The 19,295-nt window shown below is 49.5% G+C and carries 24 protein-coding genes and 3 pseudogenes; 16 read left to right on the forward strand and 11 right to left on the reverse strand.

All coding sequences use genetic code 11. The features are described 5' to 3' along the window. Positions 1-8 precede the first annotated feature (8 nt). From AC0LWE_RS00290 to AC0LWE_RS00320, 7 genes and pseudogenes are all read right to left on the reverse strand, one after another. Positions 9-1,158, reverse strand: a pseudogene (locus AC0LWE_RS00290) (RecT family recombinase). Continuing rightward, positions 1,133-4,114 (reverse strand): RecE family exodeoxyribonuclease, encoded by a 2,982-nt coding sequence (locus tag AC0LWE_RS00295; protein WP_474264522.1) that lies wholly within the window; start codon positions 4,112-4,114, stop codon positions 1,133-1,135. The pseudogene AC0LWE_RS00290 and the gene AC0LWE_RS00295 overlap by 26 nt, the downstream one beginning before the upstream one ends. Before the next feature lie 138 nt (positions 4,115-4,252). Then, the gene (locus tag AC0LWE_RS00300; RefSeq protein WP_474264524.1) at positions 4,253-4,417 is read right to left on the reverse strand and encodes a YdaE family protein; all 165 of its coding nucleotides are present in this window, start codon (positions 4,415-4,417) and stop codon (positions 4,253-4,255) included. After that, positions 4,410-4,565 (reverse strand): annotated as a pseudogene (locus AC0LWE_RS00305) (hypothetical protein); the annotation flags it as partial. The gene AC0LWE_RS00300 and the pseudogene AC0LWE_RS00305, both read right to left, overlap by 8 nt. Positions 4,566-4,894: 329 nt before the next feature. Further along, positions 4,895-5,365 carry a hypothetical protein gene (locus tag AC0LWE_RS00310; protein ID WP_474264526.1) on the reverse strand — a complete coding sequence of 157 codons (471 nt, stop codon included), beginning with the start codon at positions 5,363-5,365 and terminating at the stop codon, positions 4,895-4,897. 182 nt (positions 5,366-5,547) lie between these two features. Next, positions 5,548-5,847 carry a hypothetical protein gene (locus tag AC0LWE_RS00315; RefSeq protein WP_474264528.1) on the reverse strand — a complete coding sequence of 100 codons (300 nt, stop codon included), beginning with the start codon at positions 5,845-5,847 and terminating at the stop codon, positions 5,548-5,550. Between the two features lie 106 nt (positions 5,848-5,953). Next, positions 5,954-6,346 carry a helix-turn-helix domain-containing protein gene (locus AC0LWE_RS00320; RefSeq protein ID WP_474264530.1) on the reverse strand — a complete coding sequence of 131 codons (393 nt, stop codon included), beginning with the start codon at positions 6,344-6,346 and terminating at the stop codon, positions 5,954-5,956. Positions 6,347-6,445: 99 nt separating this feature from the next. Between AC0LWE_RS00320 and AC0LWE_RS00325 the strand changes: the two genes are divergently transcribed. The 6 genes from AC0LWE_RS00325 (at position 6,446) to AC0LWE_RS00350 (ending at position 9,977) form a co-directional block, all read left to right on the forward strand. After that, positions 6,446-6,673: a YdaS family helix-turn-helix protein gene (locus tag AC0LWE_RS00325; RefSeq protein ID WP_474264532.1), complete on the forward strand. Its 228-nt coding sequence runs from the start codon at positions 6,446-6,448 to the stop codon at positions 6,671-6,673. Between the two features lie 2 nt (positions 6,674-6,675). Then, positions 6,676-7,227, forward strand: coding sequence for a toxin YdaT family protein (locus AC0LWE_RS00330; RefSeq protein ID WP_474264534.1), 552 nt, complete (start codon positions 6,676-6,678; stop codon positions 7,225-7,227). 84 nt (positions 7,228-7,311) lie between these two features. Beyond that, positions 7,312-8,229 (forward strand): replication protein, encoded by a 918-nt coding sequence (locus AC0LWE_RS00335; protein WP_474264537.1) that lies wholly within the window; start codon positions 7,312-7,314, stop codon positions 8,227-8,229. Then, on the forward strand, positions 8,226-8,912 hold the full coding sequence (locus AC0LWE_RS00340; RefSeq protein ID WP_474264539.1) for a replication protein P: 687 nt from the start codon (positions 8,226-8,228) through the stop codon (positions 8,910-8,912). The genes AC0LWE_RS00335 and AC0LWE_RS00340 overlap by 4 nt, the downstream gene beginning before the upstream one ends. A 3-nt stretch (positions 8,913-8,915) precedes the next feature. Continuing rightward, on the forward strand, positions 8,916-9,098 hold the full coding sequence (locus AC0LWE_RS00345) for a DUF977 family protein (RefSeq protein ID WP_279062913.1): 183 nt from the start codon (positions 8,916-8,918) through the stop codon (positions 9,096-9,098). A gap of 90 nt (positions 9,099-9,188) precedes the next feature. Next, on the forward strand, positions 9,189-9,977 hold the full coding sequence (locus tag AC0LWE_RS00350; protein WP_474264543.1) for an enhanced serine sensitivity protein SseB C-terminal domain-containing protein: 789 nt from the start codon (positions 9,189-9,191) through the stop codon (positions 9,975-9,977). Between the two features lie 529 nt (positions 9,978-10,506). Here the strand turns inward: AC0LWE_RS00350 and AC0LWE_RS00355 are convergent. Next, positions 10,507-11,061: a hypothetical protein gene (locus tag AC0LWE_RS00355; protein WP_279062911.1), complete on the reverse strand. Its 555-nt coding sequence runs from the start codon at positions 11,059-11,061 to the stop codon at positions 10,507-10,509. Positions 11,062-11,536: 475 nt separating this feature from the next. Between AC0LWE_RS00355 and AC0LWE_RS00360 the strand changes: the two genes are divergently transcribed. Continuing rightward, positions 11,537-12,058, forward strand: coding sequence for a hypothetical protein (locus AC0LWE_RS00360; RefSeq protein WP_279062909.1), 522 nt, complete (start codon positions 11,537-11,539; stop codon positions 12,056-12,058). A gap of 265 nt (positions 12,059-12,323) precedes the next feature. After that, positions 12,324-12,482 (forward strand): annotated as a pseudogene (locus AC0LWE_RS00365) (hypothetical protein); the annotation flags it as partial. Here AC0LWE_RS00365 and AC0LWE_RS00370 read toward each other — a convergent pair. Together AC0LWE_RS00370 and AC0LWE_RS00375 are read right to left on the reverse strand one after the other, a co-directional pair. After that, on the reverse strand, positions 12,479-12,853 hold the full coding sequence (locus AC0LWE_RS00370; RefSeq protein WP_423790489.1) for a cell envelope integrity TolA C-terminal domain-containing protein: 375 nt from the start codon (positions 12,851-12,853) through the stop codon (positions 12,479-12,481). The pseudogene AC0LWE_RS00365 and the gene AC0LWE_RS00370 sit on opposite strands and share 4 nt — an antisense overlap. A gap of 309 nt (positions 12,854-13,162) precedes the next feature. Beyond that, entirely contained in the window at positions 13,163-14,080 is a 918-nt protein-coding gene (locus AC0LWE_RS00375; RefSeq protein WP_174343215.1) for a LysR family transcriptional regulator, read from the reverse strand. A 103-nt stretch (positions 14,081-14,183) separates the two neighbouring features. On the opposite strand from AC0LWE_RS00375, the gene AC0LWE_RS00380 reads away from it, so the two are divergent. From AC0LWE_RS00380 to AC0LWE_RS00415, 8 genes are all read left to right on the forward strand, one after another. Next, positions 14,184-15,392 carry an MFS transporter gene (locus AC0LWE_RS00380; RefSeq protein WP_174343214.1) on the forward strand — a complete coding sequence of 403 codons (1,209 nt, stop codon included), beginning with the start codon at positions 14,184-14,186 and terminating at the stop codon, positions 15,390-15,392. A gap of 205 nt (positions 15,393-15,597) precedes the next feature. After that, the gene (locus tag AC0LWE_RS00385; RefSeq protein WP_279063473.1) at positions 15,598-15,822 is read left to right on the forward strand and encodes a DinI family protein; all 225 of its coding nucleotides are present in this window, start codon (positions 15,598-15,600) and stop codon (positions 15,820-15,822) included. A 107-nt stretch (positions 15,823-15,929) separates the two neighbouring features. Further along, a complete protein-coding gene (locus AC0LWE_RS00390; protein ID WP_279063472.1) occupies positions 15,930-16,172 on the forward strand; it encodes a hypothetical protein in 243 nt (80 codons plus the stop codon). A 39-nt stretch (positions 16,173-16,211) separates the two neighbouring features. After that, on the forward strand, positions 16,212-16,814 hold the full coding sequence (locus tag AC0LWE_RS00395; protein ID WP_474264547.1) for a DUF1367 family protein: 603 nt from the start codon (positions 16,212-16,214) through the stop codon (positions 16,812-16,814). Beyond that, positions 16,814-17,020: a hypothetical protein gene (locus tag AC0LWE_RS00400; protein WP_474264549.1), complete on the forward strand. Its 207-nt coding sequence runs from the start codon at positions 16,814-16,816 to the stop codon at positions 17,018-17,020. Before AC0LWE_RS00395 ends, AC0LWE_RS00400 begins: the two co-directional genes overlap by 1 nt. A gap of 2 nt (positions 17,021-17,022) precedes the next feature. Beyond that, positions 17,023-17,628, forward strand: a complete 606-nt coding sequence (locus AC0LWE_RS00405; protein ID WP_474264551.1) for a recombination protein NinG — start codon at positions 17,023-17,025, stop codon at positions 17,626-17,628. After that, entirely contained in the window at positions 17,625-17,765 is a 141-nt protein-coding gene (locus AC0LWE_RS00410) for a YlcG family protein (protein ID WP_336994404.1), read from the forward strand. Before AC0LWE_RS00405 ends, AC0LWE_RS00410 begins: the two co-directional genes overlap by 4 nt. Next, positions 17,762-18,577 (forward strand): antitermination protein, encoded by an 816-nt coding sequence (locus tag AC0LWE_RS00415; protein WP_202666638.1) that lies wholly within the window; start codon positions 17,762-17,764, stop codon positions 18,575-18,577. The genes AC0LWE_RS00410 and AC0LWE_RS00415 overlap by 4 nt, the downstream gene beginning before the upstream one ends. Positions 18,578-18,697: 120 nt before the next feature. Here AC0LWE_RS00415 and AC0LWE_RS00420 read toward each other — a convergent pair whose 3' ends face one another. Beyond that, positions 18,698-19,294, reverse strand: a complete 597-nt coding sequence (locus tag AC0LWE_RS00420) for a hypothetical protein (RefSeq protein ID WP_279063470.1) — start codon at positions 19,292-19,294, stop codon at positions 18,698-18,700. Position 19,295 lies beyond the last annotated feature (1 nt).

The raw sequence follows: 19,295 nt of genomic DNA on the forward strand, positions 1-19,295 counted from the left end.
CAGTCTCGTTAGGCCACGTATTCCGGTTTCATATCCGCCAGGGTGATGCTGAACTGATCGTGCAGCTCATCTCCCATGTGCCGCTTTGACGATGCCAGCATGCGTTCGGCTTCCGCGAACCGCTCGGCGGCATCCGGCTCATCGGGCTGGGGCAGGGAGTTGATCGCTGCCTCCACCTTGTTGCGAGCATCTACAAGGTAGTAACGCTTCACCGCTTTGTTTTTCAGCTCGGTGAAGAGTGCGGATCCAAGCGTCGCTTTCGCTGTTTCGATGTCGGCACGCAGCGCTTTGGCGCTATCCACATCCTGAGCGGCCTCAATGCGGTCGCGGAAATCCTTTGCCAGAGTGTCGATATTTACAGATGGCTCCTGAGAATCCTGCGTGTTTACTACATTTTCGGCTTTGATATCAGCCAGGCTCATTTTCTGAGCCGGTGCCGGATTAATTTCCCTTTCGGTGGGCTGCTCAATCTCATCAGGCGTGTAAACGCCTAGGATCACGTGTGGGCAGTACAAGCGCGCCCAATATTTCACGCCGAGGTAGGCTATTTGCTGGTCGGGCTTTGAAACCCACAGCGGCGAATTTCGAGTAACCACCTGCGACAGGTAAAGAGGTTTATCCCAGGTGATTTCACTTTCCCCACGAAGAATTGCTCCGACTTCAACATAGAGTCCTTCTTCGTCTTCATCAGTCCAGTCGCGAACGCGTTCGGTAACGGTGTACTTACCGTTCTTACCCATTTTTTCACGGGTCACTTCTTTGGTTTTGGTGCAACGTTCCCAATCGCCGCTGTAGCGATAATGAAAACGGCCATGAATGGCGCTGGAACTGGTGATTACGGCGTTAACAAGCTGCGCTTCGTAACCCAACTGGCCGTTGACCAGGTGAGTTTTTTGCGCCACCGCGTAAGGGTTCATGCCCCACTGCATGGCTTGCATAACAATCGCCATACAATCCGCAGGCTTTCCTGCCAGGTGCGCAGGTACTGTAACGACAGACTGGGCCATCAGCCCGGCGAAAGCCTGCAGCTGACCCAATGCCTGAACGTTGAAAATTGAGTTGCTGGCAGAAATAGTGTTTGGAGCCTGCTGCTCAGCAGTTACGATATTCATGTTTTCCATCATCATTCCCCTTATGCCTGAGTACGCAGCACTTCAAGGCGGCGCAGGTCGAAGTCGTTCAGTTCGTCGGAGTAGTCGGTTGTGATTGGTGCTGGCCATTCACCTGTGTCGAATCCGGTTGCGATAGCGCGCATCGCTTTGCGGTACTCGAGCATGCCCAGCTCCAGCAGTTCAGCGGATGCCTCGATGATTGCGATCCAGTGGTAGTTCTCGTCTTTGTTGACGAAAATCCAGAAGAACTGGTCCAGCGCCGCGGTTTCGCAGTACATGGCCGCGCTCAGGTGATAATCACGTTCAATAATTTCCCGGTGTAGCTTGGCGCGCAGGCTTTCCTGCTTAACATTCCACATGCTGATGGTTTTCAGGTCAGCACCGATGCGCACGCCGTCCAGGTCGATCTCAAGGTCAGGGCGCACACGAACCTCCAGGCCCGTCTCCTCATCAAAGCCGAAGTAACTCACCTCGACGGCGCGGCTCGGGTGGGTCAGCAGCATGCCGGCGGTCGGGTGTACCAGAAGCGCTTTTTGAATATTCAGCGCGGTGCTCAGCTGCTGGCGGGTGACCAGCACTTTCCCTTCCGGGTTATCGCGCCAGGCATCCAGCAGCTCGTCGGCAAACACGGCATCTGGTTTTACTGCCTTCACGGCCTGGATCATGTCTGCTTTGGTACCGGACACTTTCAGTGGTGCCGGTTTCTGTGCTTCCTGAGCCACAATGTCAGGGTTGATGATTGCCAACTGCTCCAGCAACGCGTCACGGCTGCCGCTGGTTTTAACCGGCGTCGGCAGGGTGGCGTTGTACTCTTTGATGCAAGCCTTCATTGCCGTCGCCGTCTGCTTCTGGTCTGCATCAATACGCTGGAAGTCAGCTGGCAGCGCCATATAGTTTTGCGCCGTTTCTTCCAGGTTAGCGCCAAGCGGAACCTGCGGCGGCAGGGTGGCGTTGTACTCTTCCAGTAACACCTTGATGTCGTCGGCAGACAGCAGCGCCGGCAGGCTGGCATTGTGCTCATCGATAAAGGCGCGCAGGGTCGCGGCCGTTGTGAATGCGCCTTCCAGGATTACCGGTTCAACGCTGAATTCTGCGTCCAGTTGTTCAGGCTGCAACGCCAGCGCATGCACCAAGTTGCCCATGTCCAGTACCGCGGAGCGCTCTTTGACGATGGTTTTCTCAACGTGGCGCGCATTGAAGTACATCAGCGAAACGCGCGCATCTTTCACCTGGGTTGAGCTGATGCCGTTGGCGGCGTGGTACACCTCGTTCGGTAGACCTTCATAGCGGCCTGGCTCGAAATAAGCAGGATATTCAACAACTGGTTCTCCCTGCTGCAGTTCTTGTTCGTTTTGTATCGATTCTGGCTCGCTTTGTGCAGGTTCTGGCTTATTCTGGTGTGCAGGAACGCTATTCTGGCTGGCTGAATCTGTTTTATGGTCAACGCTCGCCAGTTCCTGATTCGCCAGGCTTGGCGCGGCAGCGGCAAGTATCTCTGCCGGTGCTACGGCAACTGCTTGCGTATCAGCTGCATCAGCGCCTTCGCCTGGTTGTACCGGATCAGTATTTTCGACTTTCTCTGGCTGAGTCGTTTCCATCTGCACATCGCTGGTGGTCTCCGCTTCGTTTTCCGTTTTTTGGACTTCATTTGAGGAGGTATTGTTGACCGGATCGGTAGCTCCACCCATTAGGGCATCGATGGAGAACATTCCACCTCCGAGATTTTCAACTTTTGGCTGATTGGCTGCTTCTTCAGCGCGTTTACGTGCGCCTTCTTCACGTACGCGCTTCAAATTTTCTTCGTGGGTGCAGTAGGTTTTGCGTGTATCAGGTTTCATGCCTACGGCTGATGCTTCGTTCTTTGCAACGGGTAATGGCAGTAACTCAACAGCGGAATTGAACTCAGCCGTCATCGTCTGGTTAACGAATTCCAGATGAGCAACCGGATTCAGGTGTATGTTCTCCGGTGCGATGCGCACCAGGTTGAAGATGGCCGCGCGGTTCACTGCCAGAACGCCAGGCTGGTTGCGCAGGATTTTGCTCCACGATCTCCATGGTTCTTCTTTATGCGCGACAATTTCCTTGGCGCGGCGGTGGATGCTGCCCGGGATTTCTCGGTGGTTGAAATCCATCGGCAGCAGGGCGCAGGCGATCTCAAGATCGAGAGAGTCCAGCGTATGGTGTGCGCCTTCGCCGCGGTCAGTGACATAACCTCCATCAGCATTTGTGCCGGAGTCTGTGCGCTCCACATTTGTGATACGGTTGCCTGCTGCCCATTCGCGGGTGAGGATGCCGCGATCGATATACTCAGTTTTTATCCATATTTTCGTGAACTCAATAATCTGGTTAAGTTCATGGCGCTTGTCTTGTGGAAATACCATCTTGATCGCGGCAGTTAATTTCCAGAGGGTTGGCATGTCGAATGCCTTAATTTCTGGGCTATTCTCGGCAGCTAGCAGCATGTTCTGCACGTAGCTATTGTCCATGTCCAGTTCGAGAGCCGAGAGCTCTTTGCGATGTGGGATACTGATGTGGTAGACGTGGCGATCTTCGGCACAAAACTGTGCGAGCAGTTGAATACGAAAAGGCATCGTTGCCAGCTGGAATTGCACGCTATCGTCGTTTGAATATTCGAGTTTGCGATCACCGTCTTTTTCGCACTGAAGTTCCGTCGTTAAGTTACTGTCGGAATCACTCTTCACGGTATCACCCTGCGATGCTTCCCCGGGTTTCTGTTGCCATGTGCGCAGGTCTTCGGCCAGTTCGTAGCGTTTGCACCAGGTGTAATCGATGGTGCTCTCTTCCGGCAGGTCGTCATAAACCGGGAAATCGGTACGGACAGGCTTCTGGTAATCCTTGCCACGTCCGGTTTCAATTCCAGCCTCTTCCAGCTCAACATCGAGCGTCAGAGCTGCGCGCGCTTCACTTTTTGCAGTGAACCAAATCACTGCATCGTCTTTGCCAGATTTCTGCGTAGCTTTGACTACATAGAAAAATTCCATGTGAGATCCTCTTTTTTGGATGTAAGATCCCCGGGCCAGAGATAGCGCCCATTGGGTTAACTTTGGTTTTGTGTAGTTTTCCGGTGGAACTTTGGTCGGTGTCACCGGACGTACAGGCCGCCTTGCGCGGCTTTTACGTTAGCTTTCGTGGGCCATCTGGTCGTACGAAGCGCAACGTGCAGAGCAATACTCGTTTTCTTTGCGCGCCAGCTGAGAGCCGTTGCGATAGAGAAGGGTACTTTTGACAACTTCCTCCGGTTCAACCGGCTTGCCGCAGTACCCGCATTTTGTTGAGTTACACATCTGGATTCCCCTTTTGCGCCAGCAGGTAACATAAGCGGCGAAGAATCACTTCAAAGAAGTTCAGTTTCACGGCCTGCTGCCGTCCTGGTTTGCGTGCGAAATCAATCATTCTCACCCTCTTTTGCCTTATCGCCGGCCAGCGGAACGTTTACACCTGATGCGCGTTAATATCTCCACCTCATCCGACTGTTCGTATGCCGTCGGCGGCTACTTCGTGGGCTCCATGCCTTAGTGGTTCGCAGTGCGTCTTGATAAGAAAGATTAAACACAATGTTTAAATCAATGTCAACAAAATGAGTAGTCATGGGTAAACAAAATGTTTACTTGCGGATTGTACGAAGCAGATTTTGTGAGTCGCAGGCAAAAAAAATCCCTCCATAGTGGTGGGAATCGGGGGACGGGAGTGGTTCGGCGGCGGAGCTGGTGAGGTTGTGTATAAAAACCCGGCGCGATAGCCGGGTTTATTCTCTATTTTTACTACTTAATATCCGGCTGAGACGGCTGAGACGGCTGAGACGGCTGATTTGTCTGAATCGGCTGGGGCATTTGGATTATTATCGGCTGTGTTGTCGGAGCCGATGTGTCTTTATTCAAAGCAGAAATGACGCCAGGGATCGCTACTAAAAAAGCTATCACAATACCGAAAATAGCTAAGCGAGTTGATATTCCGGACTGGATGCCTCCGATAGCCGTATTAATCCCACTGATTTGCCCATGCAAACCAGTAAAATTACCTGTTATTGCCTTGATATCACCATCAACACTATCCATTTTTCCATCAACTTTAGCGGATAGGGCGTTGATTGCTATGGTCAACTGAGCCAGTTGGCTTGTATTTTGCTCACGCCATTGAGCCATCTCTCTTTTTAGCTCTTCTGCTACAGTAACCGCTTCTGCTTTGTTGAGAGCAAGCTTTGCATCCAGCTCTTCTCTACTGATTTGTGACATATTTCCTCCCTCATTGGTCGTGTGGTGGGCTTCCTGCTTCACTGACCTCCGCATATTAGAGGAGAAGACTGCGCCTGAATCACTCATCCAAACACCCGGTGACCTCACACCAATCGAATGGGACTGTTTATTTGACCGCCTCGTAGAGGCTACATCATCACTATAGCCGTAGAAATGGTCGTTCATTCGATTTCATCTTGTTCTAAGTATTGTTTGTTTTGCTCAATAATGAAATTAGCTAATGCCAGCAACGCTTCTTCAGGCATCTTAATGGTGGCTATATTGTATTTAACAACTGCTGTTGGCACATCACCATCCTTGAAATACTCAATATCTTCAGGCCATTCAATTACTTCCTTAAAAAAAGAAATTGACCCTGCACGGGTATTACCTTCTCCGAAAGAACTGTAACCAAATGAATCAGCAGCCTCATCCACACAGTTTAAGCTTTTTTTTGAAAGACTAAATTTAATTTCTGACATCAAAAAATCCTTATTAAAGAAGCACTAAACTACTTAGTTGTTTAAGTTTTTGTTAAAAAACACCGGGAATCAGCGACATACGCGCGCAAACTCTTGAAAAAAGATTTTAGTTCTTCTTCAGTCGAACCCTTCCCTGCATGTATTTCTCGTAAAGCTCATCCAACTCTTTAAGGCGAAGTGAAAAGATACGGAGCATGTTCTCCCTTTCTTCCTCAGGCAACTGACGATAGAGCTCCAGTAGACGCTGTTCGTCCGGCTTGAGGCCGTCTTTCTCTCCCACATCCTGACCAAGAAGCCACTCAAGGCTAACTCCAAGCGCATCTGCCAGCTTTATCGCTGAGCTTTTCCCAATCGTCCCTCGAACGAACCAGTTATTGACCGACTGGGCACTGACGCCACAAATGCGAGCCATATCTGACTTGGTCAAATTCTTAAGCTCTAGGACCTCATTAAGCCTCTGAACTTGTGGGTGGTCAATCTGATGAGTTTTTTCTTTCATGGCCGAATTCTAAACCAAAAGTTTATAAGCTCAATATTCAAAATGTTGACATGAGTATAAACATTTTGTTTAATTGAGGTGTTTCCACTGGAGCTTATTATGAAAGCTATTGATAAAGCCATTAACAAAGCAGGAACCGCCACACGCTTAGCCGAATTGCTAACCGTCAGCGCCATGACAGTTAGTCATTGGCGAAACCGCTATCGGGGCGTCGTGCCTGCTGATCGGGTCCTGCCAATTTACGCAGTAACCGGTGTAACTCCCCACGAGCTACGCCCCGATCTTTATCCAAATCCTACAGACGGTTTACCTAAACAGGAGCCTTAACTATGCAGACTGTTTCATTTCAACAGAGTAGCAAAGCTTTATCTAACTCACTGATATTCCCGTGTCATCAAGGTGAATCGGCTGCGCAGGATATTGATCATCGCGATATCTGCTCTGCGGTCCGGGCGTGGGCTGCGTCAGAAGGGCGCATAGCTGTTGCGCTTCAAATCCAAGAAGCGGCAGAAGAACATCAACTTGATGGCGTAGATCTGTCTGGCCAGGCCGATGTTTGGAACGTGAAGCTGTTCCGCTGGCTGGATAACAAAGAAGACTCCGCATCGTACCGTAGAAACGTCGAGCAGTTGGTGCCGGCGATCATGTCTGTTTTACCGCTTCGATACCGCGACCGCGTCATTAAAAACGATTCGTTTGCCTATCGCATGGCCAGGCTGGAAAAAGAGGTGAGTGAGGCGAAACAAGCTTTGATGCTCGATGCACCGAAGAAGGAAAAGCTGAAGGAGTTAGGTGAAGGGATTTTCGAAATGTTCCGTGTCGATCCGGACCTAACCGCGCCTCTGTTCGCGATGGTATCAACCATGCTGGGGGCAATGTGAGTACTTCAGAAAAGGCGAAAACCGCGGTGCCAGAACACCAACGGCTTTCAGGTGCAATAACTGTGCGTAATTGCGGAGATGAGTATGTCAAATACCGCTGAAGTTATCAACTTTCCGAACAGAACTGAACAACCGGGAGGTCGTATGGCCGACCTGTCGAACGGGTATACCAAGGTCGCTAACGAGATCCAGAAACTAAAGCCTCGCCTAAAAATGTCGGGTCGCGAGTGGCAGTGTTTTGAGGCGGTGATCTGGCTTACCTACGGCTGGAACAAGAAACAAGACCGCGTGACAAACACAGTGATCGCCGAACTCACTGATCTGAGTGATTCGCACGTTTCAGATGCTCTAAAATCACTCGCAGCACGCAAAATTATCTTTAGTCAAAAGCAGGGCGTGATGAAAATTGTCGGTATAAATACTGACCTTTCTGCCTGGATTTTGAACAAACCGAAAACGGGAAAAGTCTTCCCGAAACCGGGAAAAGTGTTACCGGAATCGGGAAAAACCTTCCCGAAAACGGTAGACACCCAAGACTATAACAAGAACAGTATTAAAAGATCCTCGTCTCGGAATTCTGACGAATCCCGAAACCAGAAAACTCAAAATTTTCTCTCTCGCAATCCAGAAGCCGCCGCCGGGATATACACACCGGCAGGTAAATCATGGGGATCCGGTGACGACCTCAAGGCTGCACGCTGGATTTACGACAGGCTTCTCACCGTCAACGCATCGCTGACTGAACCGAACTGGGCTGAATGGGCCAACACCATCAGGCTGATGCGTGTCCAGGACAGGCGCACGCACTACGAAATTTGCGATCTGTTCCAGTGGGCCAACCGGGACGAGTTCTGGAAAGACAACATCCTGAGCCCATCAAGTCTGCGAAAGCAGTGGGATCAACTCACCACCAAACGGCTGCGCGCTACCGGAACGGCAAATCCATCCCGGGGCGGTCTAGACCTGCAAAACACTGACTGGATTGACGGGGTGCTGGAATGAAAAACCTTGCAGAAAACATTCGCAATTTTGACCTTGAACAGGCCCGGCGGGTGGCATATGGAATGCCTGAACACTACAGCGAAAGTGAGCAAACGCATCAGGTGGCGCAGATTATCAACGGGTTATTCGTACAGCTGGCGGCCGCGTTTCCAGCCAGCCTGGTCAATCGCAGCCAGGAGGACGTGAACGAGATCCGCCGTCAGTGGGTGCTGGCCTTCAAAGAAAACGGCATCACTACCATGGAACAGGTCGATGCCGGAATGCGAATGGTGCGGCGTCAGGATCGTCCATTCCTGCCGTCGCCTGGCCAGTTCATCAAATGGTGCAGGGAAGGACGATGTGTACTGGGAATTACTGCAGCTGATGTCATGGACGAATACTGGAAGTGGCAGAAGCTCGTTTTTCGCTACACATCCAGCGAGCAATATCCATGGCCAAAACCCGTCCTGTATCACATCTGCATTGAGCTGCGTCACCGCAGCACGGAGGGACAATTGAGTCGACAGGAGTTGGAGCGACAAGCTGCCGATGTGTTGAACATGTGGGAAAGACGTGTGCTTGAGGGGAAACCTGTACCTCCCGTTCGACGCGCTATCGCCGCTCCAGTAGCGCCGAAAGGTCCTACACCTGCAGAGATGCTCAAGGCGAAGTATGAGCGAATGAAAGCCGGTGGGAGGGTATAGCTGATGGCGAGACCTAAAACGCAGGAAGAACGTAGGTTGATCATCTCATGGATAATTGCGCTGGTAAGAAAATACGGACATGCCACGACCAAAGATGTCGCGGCTATGTTTGCGGCATGGTTTACTCGACAGATGGTCTGCTATGAGCGAGGAGCGGAAGTTGATCGCGGTCAAATGACTAGCTAAGTCGTAGCGATACACTATCTAGATCTCAGTTATGTTGGTGTATTGTTAATATCTTACAAGTGGTTATCTGCCCCGGGAAGTAACAGCTGAATGTCTGATGAACAGGAAACAAGACTAGAAACCGCCCTGCAACGGGCGGCCGACCATCCGGCAGAACGGCCGGAGTTTTACCGGACACTGATGGCCTCATCGCTGTATGTCCTCGGAACTTCCGGCGGGGAAGCCGTTGATGACCATGTCGATCTGAAAGCGGGAGATCATATAACAATACATCACTGGGAAAAGCCGGACGGCACAACAGTTATCCCGGTGTTCAGCTCTCTTGTTGCCCTGCAGCGTGCCATCGAGGTCGAAAGCAAATACCTGAAACTGCCGGCGGGAGATTTTTTCAAAATGACGCAAGGGCAAGGGGTGCTCCTGAATCCCCGGTCCGACTACGGCAAGGAGTTCGTGCCGGAGGAAATCGAATCGCTGCTGGCGGAAGGCACCGGCCGATTGCCACAGTCCCGGGTGGTGGAGGAAAAAACAAAGGTATTCCTCGGTGAGCCGGCGGTGATGCCGGACAGGATGCTGATAGAGCTCTCTGCCTTTTTTGCAAAATACCCGGGTGTCAGGCGCGCTTACTTGGCGCTGATGCACGACCCCGCGGTCGATGAAAGGCCCCACTACTTGGTGGCCGTGGACCTGACCGGCGAAGTGGAAAAGGTGATGCGAGGTGCAGGCCTAGTGGCAGGGGATGCGTCGCCGGACGGGCAACCGGTGGATTTGCTCCACCTGGGTCAGAACAGTGGCGGGCTGGAATCGCATATCACCACGCAGTTTAAACCGTTTTATGTCCGCAGTATTAAGCAAAGGCTGCTGGCCATGTTTGAGCGTTAACGCCAGGCGCGCCAGAATGATCCTTCCTGTCGCAATGGTGATTTGGGTTATCATTTCGCCGTTCTGACTAGTTCCCCGTTTATTAACATAGACTGATTTAGCAACTTCCGCTCCTGGCACTGAGCGGACAAACTAACTGAGCTGAAGGTCCGCTGTGAGCGAGAAATAGACGTTGCATTTATATGCGAACGCAAAAGACCACGACCGAAGTCGTGGCGATTCCACTGTCTGCTTCTTTGCAAGTCACTATGAGAAATCCCAATTAAGCACGATGGCGCTACAGTGTTTACAGATTAATTTATAAACACCCTGATCGCCACCGCGGGCATATCCGTTCATGAAACTATCCCAGTCATTCCGGTTTTGCTCGTATCTCTCCATCCAGATGCGCACGTTTTATCATCAGCATTAATTATATCTTGAGCGGTAGCATTTCCATGAAATTCACAAGCATCATTACAATGTGTTCCCTACTCCAGATCTTGCCAGGTAAAGAAGCCTGGCGTGCGGAAACAAGAGACTTTAGGCCTCACTCATAAACTTTTTTACCCATCATTGATATTGTATGCGGGCACTCGTTGATGTCTCTGGATACCGTTTTTTGACCTGTCGTAATATCAGTAATATCGATTTCATTCCCTACTGTGCCGATCTCATAGGTGTGGCCTTTTTCCGCTTTAAAGATGGAACTCCATGTCCGGCTGAGGTCAATTCCATGCTGACTCTGCTCGAAGAACTTCCACCAGATTTTATACTCTTCATTTGGCTTGATGGCATATTCGAGATACCCCCGTTTAGCATATCTTTCAGAAACGGGCGCAATACCGGGCACAGTTTTGGAGTAGCTGGACTTGATACCCGCAACCGCAACCGAAGAGGTCAGGCCGTAAATCTGGTCAAGCTTCACGCAGTTGCCAGCCGGGATAATCTTCTGGATACGTAATGCCGTAGGTTGCCCAGAGTTATCGACACGAATGTAGGCCGCATCGCTGCCTTGATAGTCAGTTAACTTGTCCGACATGTCTATTGAGCAACCAGAAAGAAGCAAACAAACAGAGGTTGAAAATAACATCCTGGTATACATGTACATCTCCATTTTAAATTTAGAAGTATAAAGTACAGCTCATCCTGCATTACAGCATGCCGCCATAAACAGTTTGACGTCAACTTGATTAAGTAATTCGTCACAGTGTCGATCTGGTTATCATTTGCCCCGTACTTTTTTACGCTACCCCTGGTAGGTCTCCTCGCTTCTTTAGTTTTTCACTGTCAAAAACCCTTAACGTGAGTTTTCGTTCCATTCGGGCCCGCTTGGAAAACGGAAAATATCTTACGTTGAGCCTGTTTTTTGCGCAAACATGACGGGCAGCTATGAGCGAGAAACAGTCGGTTCTCTACTGATTTAACCACAATCTGGTGAGGCGCCAAATTTAGCTCAAATAACCGCTCATGAAAGTCTTTTTTTTGCCGATATAACATGGATGTTCATGTACTGAAGTTAAGTACGTTTCTTTATTGACTGTGATCAAGACATGGTTATTCTTAGAGAAGGAATAATAATGATTAGAATTTTAGGGCTTATATTTTTGTTACTTACTGCTGGGTGTTCAACGCCTGGAAAACCAGCTTTCTATTATACATGGACACAGTACACAACAGGTGTAGAAGTGATGCTGGTCCATGAACCGCAGTACAAAGATGGTTTTGATGGAATTCTTCGCCTTGACGATAAAGGCAAATACGCAGTAATGGCTATATACAACGGTGGGGATATGTCGAGTCACTTCGGATATGTCACCAAGGACAATCTCGAAAGTTGGATAACCATTTACACTGACTTTTTAAAATGGGATCCGCAAAATCTAGCGCAGCCGACAAAATTCACTATTCTGGATAATCTTTCGTGGACTCATAAAGACTACGATGTTGAGTATAGATTCGTGAACGGTAAAAAGCTATTTGTTATCAATAAGCACAGTACAGGAAACTGGTTTGTGGACTTCTCAGAGCTCTCCATGGATGAAGCGAATGTCGCAAAGCTGACAAATGTCTATATCGATCTGAGACAGAAGCTGAAATAGCCAGTCAACAGTCCTCGGTTGGGCCTAATTTGGAGGTTTTTGTGACAGGCAGAGGTAGTCTAATCGTCTGCATTGTACCTCTCTGGTGAATGCAATGCAGACATTAGCAATGTACGCTTCTGGCTCTGAGCGGACAAACACGCTTGCTTGTCGGGCGCTGGCGTCGCCAGTCGCGCCGAAAGGTCCGACACCTGCAGAGACGCTCAAGGCGAAGTATGAGCGAATGAAAGTTGGTGGGAGGGTATAGCCGACGGCGAGACTTAACACGCAGGAAGAACGTAGGTTGATTATCTCCTGGATCATCGCGCTGGTAAGAAAATACGGACATGCCACGACCAAAGATGTCGCCGCTTTGTTTGCGGCATGTTTTACTCGACAGATGGTCTGCTATGAGCAGACATACTCATGTCCATGGTATGATTAACCGCGCAAATCAAACCGAGATTTTTGAAAATCGCGGTATACATCCTGATTTGTGAAGGCTGGAAATGTGGCTTTCTGGGCTGCTGATTTTACCGCTTCGCAATATGCTTTATTACCGTCGCTAGTGGATATGTTTAAAGCCGCACCATTCTGCGCAAACTCAATATGTAACCTGCACTTCTTTCCATTCCAGTTTTGTGGCTCAGCAAGTTTTGCATTTATCGCTGCTCTGATCGCCCGCGCTTGCACACCCCATTCGTCCTGATCATCCCAGTTTCCAGAACCGCAATTACCCTTTGCAGTGGTTTTATGGCACCCGGAAGGTTGTAATGGCACGCAACCTGTTGCCAGACTGGCCACAAATGTCAGCATAAAAATTTTCGTTATCATTTCATTCGCTTTCATTCCCTGCTCTCTCATTCCATTAAATTCATTAATAACAGTCATATATTATTCCGCCATTAAGGGCACATTTTCAACAGCTCTTTCTGGCAATGACGAGTTCGTTGTTCATCTGTCCCTGACTACCCATTAATAACCACATGCAATTTTTAAATGTCCGCTTCTGGCACTAAGCGGACCAGGTAACTGAGCTGGAGGTCCGCTGTGAGCGAGCAGCGGAAGTTCTGCATTTAGAGATTATTGTAACACTGGGACTCTCTGTGGCTGTTTAATACATCCTTAGGTTGCTAAGGATATATTGCTCAAATTCTGCTGTATATATTCAATAAGCGCTCGTGTTTTAGCAGGCAAATAACGCCTGTCTGAATAAAGTGCGAACAATTGAAGTGGGGCTGGCGGTTGTTCAAACTTAATCTCGATCAGCCGTCCATCGTCGATATAGGGTTGGCAGGCCTGTTTTGAAAGAATAGCGAAACCGACACCCGCTACCGCCGCGCGTCCTGCCATCTCTCCGCTGTTTACCCGGTAATGACCTTTAACCTTAATCGTCTCGAATCCCCCCTTTTTATTCACAAACTGCCAGGGAGCACCTTTAAGTGCGTTTACCGTGGTAATACAGGGTAATGTTTCAAATTGCTGTATACGAGAAGGGATGCCATAACGCTGAATCACGGAGGGGGCTGCAACGATGGTGCAAGGAATAGTTACCAGATGACGGGCTATGTAATCACTGTCATCCAGTTGGCCGCGGCTCACAATAATGGCTAAATCCAGATCGTCTCGCAGGGATTCAAGACCAGACAAATTTGTGACACAGCTAATTTCTAGATCCGGGTGCTGGCAGGCGAAATCGGCAATCACAGAACCTAGCAGTGCAGGACCTATTTCATTGGGAATACAGATACGTAGTGGCCCCTTGAGCTGCATCTGCCGCAACGTTAATTCTGTTTCAGTTTGTTCAAGCGCTTCCAGTAATGGCTTCGCCCGGGTATAGAGCAGGTGACCCGCCTGGGTGAGCTTCATATGTCGGGTGCTGCGCTCAATGAGCTGAAGATTCAGTCTGTCTTCTAACTGAGAAATACAACGACTCACGTTCGATGTCGGCATCTCAAGGACTTTAGATGCCCCAACAAAACTGTCTCTTTCAACCACCGCAATGAAAACTTTCAGGGTATTAAAATCAAGAGCTGGCCGCATAAACTATCCCATAAATGATAATAATAAGTGCCTGTTTTACCATCTACTGAGCAACATTGATAGCAGTTAAACTCAGATATCTTTCATCCTCAGGTCGCTTGCTATGTCACTGGTCACACCAACGTTTAATTATAAAGCCCTCATCCGGATAGCGGTTGTGATGGCGTTTATCCAGTTCACAAATGCACTGGAATATATGATGTTCAACCCTGTTTTTGCTTTTATGGCAGCAGACTTCGCCGTTCCCGTATCATTCTCAGGCTACGTATCCGGCATGTATACCTTCGGGGCGGTCCTGTCGGGAATTATCGCCTTTTACTGGATTGGTCGTTTTAATAAGAAACGTTTTTTAATCGCCAATATGGCACTACTCGGCCTACTGACACTTTTGACGACATTTACCTCCAGCTTTAGCCTTCTGCTTGCATTACGATTCTGCGCAGGACTGGTAGGAGGCACAACAATGGGGGTGGGCATTAGTATATTGATAAATCTCGCCCCGGCTAACTTGCGAGGAAAAATGTTGGCGACGGTCATTGCATCATTTTCGATGGTAAGTATTGTCGGAATGCCCACGATACTATTTTTGTGTGCTCATTACGGCTGGCATGTCGCATTGTGGTTAATCAGTACGCTGTGTTTGTTGGCATTGCCACTGATTGTTTCCATCATCCCTCAGGATCCAGTCTCTTTCGACACAACCCACGCACTGCCTCTCGACGTTAATACTTTACTGTTCGCTTCCAGTAATGCACTGGTACAGTTTAGCCCGATGCTGGTCATTCCTGTTCTGGTACCATTAATGACCCAGCAACTGGGGGCCTCTCAATACCTGCTGCCATGGCTGTTTTTCGCCGGGGGCGTTGCAGGATACCTGTCAACAAAAATGACAGGCGCGTTAACTCCGCATTTTTCTGCTGTGAGTCTGGCTACAGGGTCAACTTTCATTTTTTTACTCGCTTTGCTAATACCTGTTATGGGCTATTCGTATCCGGCGCTATTTATTATTTTATTTCTCGGTGCATCTTACAGTCGTCTGGTTTCCTCCTCGGCGGTGAGCATTCAGTTTCCTGATGACAGGCAACGAGCGGGATTCTCTTCATTGCAGTCATCAATAATGTACCTGATCACAACGGTCGCATTTTTTCTGTCTGCTTTTCTATTACCTGGGCACGCCATAGCACCACAAAATATGAACACGTTGCTGGTGGTATGTGCAATATCCGCCTCAGGGTTCCCCATTATCGTTATCATTCTGCAAAAGAAACTGGCTAAGCGTACGCTCCAACCGAATCATCTCATTAATGATTAGCATAACGTCCGCTCCTGGCACAAAGTGGACGTGAAAATCGTATATATGTAGTTCCTCCATGCAGTTTGAGATCATAAATAAACGACTATTTCCTAACCCTAGAAATCCATTTTTTAAACCTTCCTGTCAGGAAACCTTGCAAAATCCGTAAGATAAGTTTATAAATGCACTGTACATGCATACAGTGCTTTAGTGCGGAGGGAAAATGAAAGTTGAGTTAACTATCGATCGTATGAAGAAACTTCCAGAGGGAGCCTTACCAGCGTTGGAGGCTGAACTCCTTAAACGCCTGAGCGAAAAATTCACAGACTGCAAACTAACCATCAGGCGCGCAAGCACTGATGGCCTTACAGTTTTTGGTGGTGATAAAAAGGATGTGGAGTGTCTGGTTCAGGAGACTTGGGAAAGCGCGGACGAGTGGTTTTATTGATCGCATAAACTTTAAAGGAGCAATTTCAAAGAGTATCGCTCGTTGCGTTAACAGAATTGCTCCCGATAATTATTAACTGCGTCAATATGTCGCTCAGGGAGGAAATAGTGAGAAGTACCGGTACTTTTACAGCGGATGACCAATGGTATGATGTGGTCAGAAGAGGCGATAAGGCAGTTATTTACAGCTTCCCGGCAGATGGAAGATATCTGGTGTATCGCGTAAATGGATTGGTTTCATTGCGTCCTCTTCTTGAGGATGAAGAAATCTTTACCCTCAACGGGTTTATGCAGTTTGCTACGCGTCTCGGCTATCGACTTATCCCACCGTCTGATATTATTCCCTCATAGGCCTGAACAACCTATACCTGATGCGCCACGGAGAGAACCATGGCGCTCGAATTACAACTCATTAAGCATCATACAGGAATACTGATCCCGGCTACGCACGAGACCAGCGATATTCTGCAATCAAAAATCCGTCTCGGCGATGTTCTCGTTGCTGAGTTCAAACGGGTCCGCAACCCGGCATTCCACCGGCGTTTCTTCGCGCTCCTCAATCTCGGTTTCGAATACTGGGAACCAACCGGTGGGGCGATCTCATCCAACGAACGCAGGCTGATCACCGGCTACGCCAAATTTCTCGCGTCATACGCCGGGAATGAAACGACGTTAATCGATGCCGCTGAACAGTATCTCGAGCAAATCGCAAGCCGGCGCGTCACGAACGGAATTAGCCTCTGTAAGTCGTTTGATGCGTACCGGTCCTGGGTAATAGTCGAGGCAGGGCACTTCGACGCTATTCAGCTGCCTGACGGCACACTTCGCAAACATCCCCGCAGCATATCTTTCGCCAACATGGACGAACTTGAATTCCAGCAGCTCTACAAGGCAGCACTCGATGTCCTTTGGCGCTGGATTCTGTCCCGTTCATTCCGCAGCCAAAGCGAAGTTGAGAGCATCGCCGCGCTACTGCTTGGCTTCGCGGGGTGATGGGGATGAAATATACCTGGTTCCATCACGCTCAGTGCAGCACAGAGCAAGCAGATGAACTGCTGGCGCAATATAAGCGCCGCGGAGTGCACGTCGAACGTAGCCTCAACCCCGATTACATCACATGGACCGTTAGCGCCCGGCTGCCGGAAAGTAATCATCCGCCGCGTGCCGATCGCCGCTGGCAAAACCGGATGTGGGGGTGAGCGTGGCTAAGATACCCCGTCGTAAGTGCACGAACAAAGATTGTCGCCAGTGGTTCCATCCTGCGCGTGACGGTCAGATCGTTTGCTCGTTTGAATGCGCCAGCGCGGTTGGCAAAGAACAGACTCAAAAGCTAAGAGATGCCGTGCAACGCAAGGAGCAAAAGCAACAACGGGAAGTGGAGAAAGTAGGACGCCAGCGCCAGGCGGAACGCCGACAAGCGGTGAAGCCAATCAGCTATTTCATCCGGCAGGCTCAGCAGGCATTCAACGAGTACATACGGTACCGGGATCGCCATCTGCCGTGCATCAGTTGCGGTCGCCACCATGACGGGCAATATCACGCTGGCCACTTTCGCACGACCGGCGCCAATCCCGAACTGCGCTTCAACGAGGACAACTGCCACCGCCAGTGCGCGCCCTGCAACAATCATCTGTCAGGAAACCTGATCGCCTATCGACCCGCGCTGATTCTGAAGATAGGTCAGGCGCGCTTTGATGCCCTTATGGGGCCGCACGAATTACCGAAATGGAAACGCGAAGACTACGTCCGGATACGCGATGAGTACCGCGCAAAACTCAAAGACCTTAAACAGCAGGAGGCCGCATGAAACCAGAGCTAATCGACATACTCCGGACACGCTGGCAGCGCCTGCGCATTTTCCGCCGGCCGGGTTCCGTGCTGGTGGACTACCGCATCCTTCGTAACTTTATTCGCATATACCAGATGGCAGGAGCTGCAGTATGAATCTCGAAAACACTGTGAAGTATCACTTCGCAAAATCTACGCTGATTAGCGACTCACCGCGCGCAACTGCCTCGGACTCGCTAACAGGTACGGATATCATGGCCGCTATGGGCATGACGCAGGAACGCGCAGCCATGGGTTACAGTGCTTTTCTCGGCAAAATGGGTATAAGCAATAACGACCGGGAGAGGGCGATCGAACTGCTGGCCGAGTATGCACTGACCAAATGCGATAGCGTAGCGGCCCTGCGCAAACTGGACGCCGGAGTTAAACCGCTGGTGATGCGCCAGCTGGCCACCTTTGCTTTTGAGGACTATTCTCGCAGCGCCGCCAGCGTGAAGCAGTGCGAATGCTGCGCTGGGCAGGGGTTCATTGAGGCTGACGTGTTTACGATGAAATCGCACTACACCATGAAACTCCCTCAGTGGGCAAAAGACCTCAAGCAGTCTCCGAGTGATTTTGAAGTTAAACGCCAGGTGAAAGAGGGGGCGCGTGTTATCTGTTCAGCCTGCAATGGGAAAAAGGTGATTAGCTGCGCTTGCGGCGATTGCCGGGGCCGCGGTAAAGCGGTTAACAAAGCTCTCACCGATAAGCAGGGCGTGCCGGTTCTGGCCGATTGCAAACGCTGCAGTGGGCGCGGCTATGAGCGAATCCCTTCGACTGAGGCGTATGCAGCTGTTTGCCAGATAACTGATGCCATCACGCTAGACACCTGGAAGAAGTCCGTTAAGCCATTCTACGATCAGCTAATCACCAAGTTTGATGTCGAAGAGGCCTGGGCAGAAGAGCAATTTAAGCAGATAACAAAATAGGGCGTTATTTTATCGTGAGCTATTTACTTTTCCCGAAACTGTGGTAATTTTGCTCTAACGATGGGTTATTGCCTTCGTTTAAAGCCCTGCGGTTAACACCGTGGGGCTTTTTTGTTCTGTTTAGTCAGTGAGACGGACCCACCCGACTTGATCAAGTATTTCTAATGCTTGGCTCTCTTGATTCTCTCTTCTAAAGCAGATTACATTTTTCGTAGGCATTAAATCTGATGCAACTTTAGTAGAAGATGATGGCATCGTTACTTTTCTTATTACTTCTTTTCCAATATATAGATTATGCGGAGCGCGGCAGCTTCGAGAGAGACTTAAAGATTGAGTTAGTGAGCATTTTTTTGCTTCAGTTTCGGACAATTCACTGACATAGATTAGTTCATCAATGTCAGGCTCTAGCAAAATCTCCTCAACGTCAATTTCATAAACAACAAAAAAGTCTGCCTTTTTGAACATGGCCTCTTTGTTTGCCATGTAGGCAGCATAACCGGGGTGATTTGTGAGGTAGATATAGCCATCAGTAGTGGCTAATGCACTGTCTTCACCATAAGTTCTGTCAATATTTTTCGCTATATATCCGCATGATTCAATAAGTTCTGCTGCATGAGATGATGTTCCGTGAAAGAGCTTCATTACTTCTCCATATAGTTCAAAGTCTTCGATGGCTGTTACTGCTTTTATTATTATGCCAGCGGTAAAGAATGACATT

This window comes from Lelliottia sp. RD5 (genome assembly GCF_056032945.1).